This is a genomic window from Candidatus Bathyarchaeota archaeon (assembly GCA_029882535.1).
Classification (GTDB): Archaea; Thermoproteota; Bathyarchaeia; order Bathyarchaeales; family SOJC01; genus JAOUKM01.
In genome coordinates, this window is record JAOUKM010000065.1 from 1 (window position 1) to 3824 (window position 3824).

At 45.0% G+C, this 3824-nt stretch carries 4 protein-coding genes; 2 read left to right on the forward strand and 2 right to left on the reverse strand.

Features of this window, described 5'->3' with window-relative positions:
* The coding region (locus OEX01_09445) for a S8 family serine peptidase (GenBank protein ID MDH5449206.1) at positions 1-2109 on the reverse strand (2109 nt) is incomplete at its 3' end.
* 186 nt (positions 2110-2295) lie between these two features.
* On the opposite strand from OEX01_09445, the gene OEX01_09450 reads away from it, so the two are divergent.
* On the forward strand, positions 2296-2553 hold the full coding sequence (locus OEX01_09450) for a thioredoxin family protein (GenBank protein ID MDH5449207.1): 258 nt from the start codon (positions 2296-2298) through the stop codon (positions 2551-2553).
* A complete protein-coding gene (locus OEX01_09455; GenBank protein MDH5449208.1) occupies positions 2550-3263 on the forward strand; it encodes an anaerobic ribonucleoside-triphosphate reductase activating protein in 714 nt (237 codons plus the stop codon). Before OEX01_09450 ends, OEX01_09455 begins: the two co-directional genes overlap by 4 nt.
* Positions 3264-3266: 3 nt before the next feature.
* On the opposite strand, the gene OEX01_09460 is transcribed toward OEX01_09455, so the two are convergent.
* A partial coding sequence (locus OEX01_09460) for a hypothetical protein (GenBank protein ID MDH5449209.1) occupies positions 3267-3824 on the reverse strand: 558 nt, incomplete at its 5' end.

Sequence of the window (3824 nt, forward strand, 5' to 3'; positions counted from 1 at the left end):
TAGCTCTGTCACTTCAAATTTCATCTCGTCAAAACTGATCGTGCCGAAGCTTGAGAAGTCCGTTGTAAGAACTAGACGAATTACTCCCGGCTGAAAGTCTGTGTCGAGGCTTACTATGATTTCAGAGTCACCGATAAACCATTGAGGATCTCCGATCAGATAATCGCCAATACCGTCTCTGGCTGCTGTGGTTAAGTAAACGTTATAGGAGTCGCCGAACACCGGGTTCCAGTTTGATAGTGTAACACCCGAAATTGTGATTTTTATGGAGTCAACTTCGCTGCCTAGTCTGAAGTAGAAATACGCGTATTTTGCTGGTTCAAGCGCTATGTTCTCGAAGGTAGCTGCACCATTGTCTAACTGAGTTATTTCTACTGGTGGATCCCAATCAGTAATCTCTGGATAGGTTTCAGGTGGCAGAGTTTCAGGCAATGTCTTGAATATTTCCAACGAATCAAAAGCATTAATGTATCCTGCACCTTGCTCTATCGCAATGAAGCCAGCAAGCGGATCTGCGCCTTCAATTAAAGCCGTTTTAAGATGGCATGGATCATGGTTTAATCCGTATGTTTTTCCATAGCTCGCCAAGAGTGCTGCTAAACCTGAAGTTTGTGGGCAAGAGAATGAAGTGCCCCATCCAAGGCCAAGTGTGTAGGGTACGCCATAAGCCCACATTGCCCAGCCTGGAAGGTAACTGAATAGAAGTGCCGATGCAGTAGATATCACGTCTGGTTTTTGTCGACCATCTGAGGTTGGACCTTTACTAGTAAATTCGTAGAGACCTATTTCGTTGCTGGGCCAATAGTAATAGCCTGGAATTCCATAGTTCCAGAGTGCTATGTTTCCATAAGCCCGTTCATGAATCGGGTCAGCAGCGCCACCTGTTGCTATGCAAGTTTTTGCGGTGGCTGGTGAACCAACGGTTATTGGTGCAGGTCCCTCGTTACCAGCAGCTACTGACACAAGTATTCCTGCTTCTGTTGCGGCGTCAGCTAAGAGATCTTCAGGGTCTTCGCCTGGTGCGCCAACGCCTCCTCCAAGACTCATGCTCATTACGTCAATGTCATATATGCTCTCAAGTTTCAGCTGAATAACGTGGTCCATCCCAGCCATTACTAGCGAGCTTGGTATTCCACCGCCTGTATGATCAAACACTTTCACCGCATATATGGAAGCAAGAGGTGCAACACCGAAGACGAAAAGGTGGACACGGCCGTCTGCATCTTTGTAGCCGCCTTCTGGATAGTAAAGCAGAAAAGATTCTCCCCAAGAGTGTCCCGGCCCAAATATTAGTTCAACGTGATTTGCTATGAAGCCTGCGGTTCCACTTCCATGCGGATGGTTAGTTGGAGCGCCGTATCCTTCCCATCCAGTGCCGACATCGTAGCTCAAGTCTATTCCGTCAATGACGTTGGTCGTGAGATCTGGAAATGTGTACCAAGGGTAGTATGTGTCGCCTGTGTCTGGGTCGATCCATGGGTCAACCCAGCAACCTGTATCTATGACTGCGACTGTGCTTCCTTCTCCATAGTCAGCTTCAGACCATATGTCTTCTGCATGAGTTAGTTCTGCAACCGCAAACGTGCTGGGTACTGCCGAACCCGCTGCGGCGGCGTCAACTGGATTCACGGAAACTTCCTCTTCTAGAAGCACCGTATCTTCATGGAAAGGCCCCAGATTGTAGTCGAGTTTAACAGGGTTGGTCGGACCTTGCTTCATATAGCGCATGGAGTCTTCAAAGATTTTTACGACATTTGGGTTTTCTGCCAAATCTAATATTTTATCTGCAGGAACGGAAGCAGCGAATGCCTCAACACTCTCGTAAAGGGTGGAGACTTCTCCTCCTATGTCTTCAATTGCTTCGATAACAGGGGCGTTTGCAGTAGCTTCAACAATAATGTTGATGGCAGAAGCGCTCGTTTCAGCTAAAGACTGAGTAAGACCGTTGGCTAGTTTTTCAACTGCAGAGGCTGTCACAGTGTTGCTCACAGAACCTACTGTCGCGGGCACTATAGTTGCGAACATAGATATAGCCAGTATCGCCAACAGGCAAGTTGCTTCAGATCTATTTCCTCGCGTAAGGTATGTTGCTTTCATGCTGAAGTTCATTTTCCTTTCTCCTTTTAACATATTTTTCAAATACAGCAGTAACAATTACGTTGCTCTAGACATAAGAAATTTATGGAGAAATTTTCTATAATCCTCGCCGCACCTAGCCTTAAAAAAGAGCAACAGAAAAAGTTAAGACTTTAATTGTCTAACCACACATGCGCCTAAAAAGGGAGAAAGTTTGACATGGAGTTGAAAGTCTTCACCCTGCCAACCTGCACAAACTGTCCTGCTGCCAAAAAGATTTCTCAAGAAATAGCACAGAAATATGGACTGAAATATACAGAAGTGGACATAAGCACTCCCAACGGTCAGCTGGACGGGCTCATGTATCAGATTATGAGCACCCCAAGCATAGCAATAGACAATGAAGTTATAACTCGAGGAAAACTCCTTTCCAGAGAGGAGTTGGAAACCGAAGTAAGGAAACGATTGGATAAATGAAGCTGCCGGAAATTAAAGGATTCATAGATCTCAGCCTCGTAGATTGGGATGGAAAAGTCTCAGCAGCCATATTCTTGCCCCACTGCAACTTCCGCTGTCCCTTCTGCTACAACCTAAGCTTTGTTCTCAAGCCAGAAGGAATGCAAACAATACCATACCAAGAAATCGAACAATACTTAACGAAAAACATGGATTGGCTTGACGGCGTAACTATGACTGGAGGCGAACCAACAATCCACAACGAACTCCCAACTTTGTGCAAACAAATCAAAGAATTAGGCTTAGACGTCAAGTTAGATACTAACGGCACAAACTCTTCGATGGTGCAAAAACTGATTGAACAAGGGCTTGTAGACTACGTTGCTATGGATTTCAAGGCACCGCTTACTCAAGAGAAATACTCACACGCAATTGGCGTTAACGCAGAAAAGCTGCTAGCTGAAGTAGAGAAAACAGTAGAAGTTTTGTTAAGCAGCTCTGTAGATTACGAGTTTCGCACAACACTAGTTCCCACAATCCATGGCAAAAACGACATCAAACAAATCTGTAGCAAAATAAGAGACTGCAAAAAATATGTTCTCCAATGCTTCAAAGGCGAAGTAGAAACGCTTGATCCAAAATTCAGAAATATTGAATCCTTTTCTCAGGAAGAGATGGAAGAATTCTTGAAACTAGCTAGGGAGATTGTGCCAAATACTCTTTTGAGGTAGCTCCTAATCTAAGCCAAGTTTCCCTAAAACTGATTCTGGCGGAAACTCTTCTCGAGACCTTACGGAGGCTTCTTCTACATAAAGCTGTATAGCATACTTCAATGCTTCTTCACTCACAGGAATGTAGTCAAGGGCTGACTGGAAGTAGCTGAGGAGAGAAGCGGCACAGGCAAAACGAATAGCACGATCCTCAAGCCTTGCTGAAAAGCGAACAACTTCTCTTGGAATTTCTTCCAAAATGGCTTTTCTAGCTTTCATCAACATCTCTTGGGCTTTCGGAGTAAGCATAACGGGCTTTGACAGAAATCTACCTTGCGCTAGAGGATGGCCAGTTTCAGCTGCGTAAACCAACGACAGATGATCTCGTATCTGTTGCGTTCCTTTTTCGATGTCAATTTCTCCGAAGGCCAACCGCATTTGACTTTCTGCGATTTCTATAAAACGCTGTTTTGTGAGTCTATGCAAGCGGCAGAGCATACGGTCTTCGATAGCGCTGAAATTTGGGTCTTGAACTGTCACTTCATAGCCTCTGCCAAGTGCCGCCACGTTGTAATTTACACT

Excerpts from the sequence above, each read along its gene's own strand:
- OEX01_09450 (MDH5449207.1), top strand. The coding sequence starts at position 2,296 with ATGGAGTTGAAAGTCTTCACCCTGCCAACCTGCACAAACTGTCCTGCT.
- OEX01_09455 (MDH5449208.1), top strand. The coding sequence starts at position 2,550 with ATGAAGCTGCCGGAAATTAAAGGATTCATAGATCTCAGCCTCGTAGAT.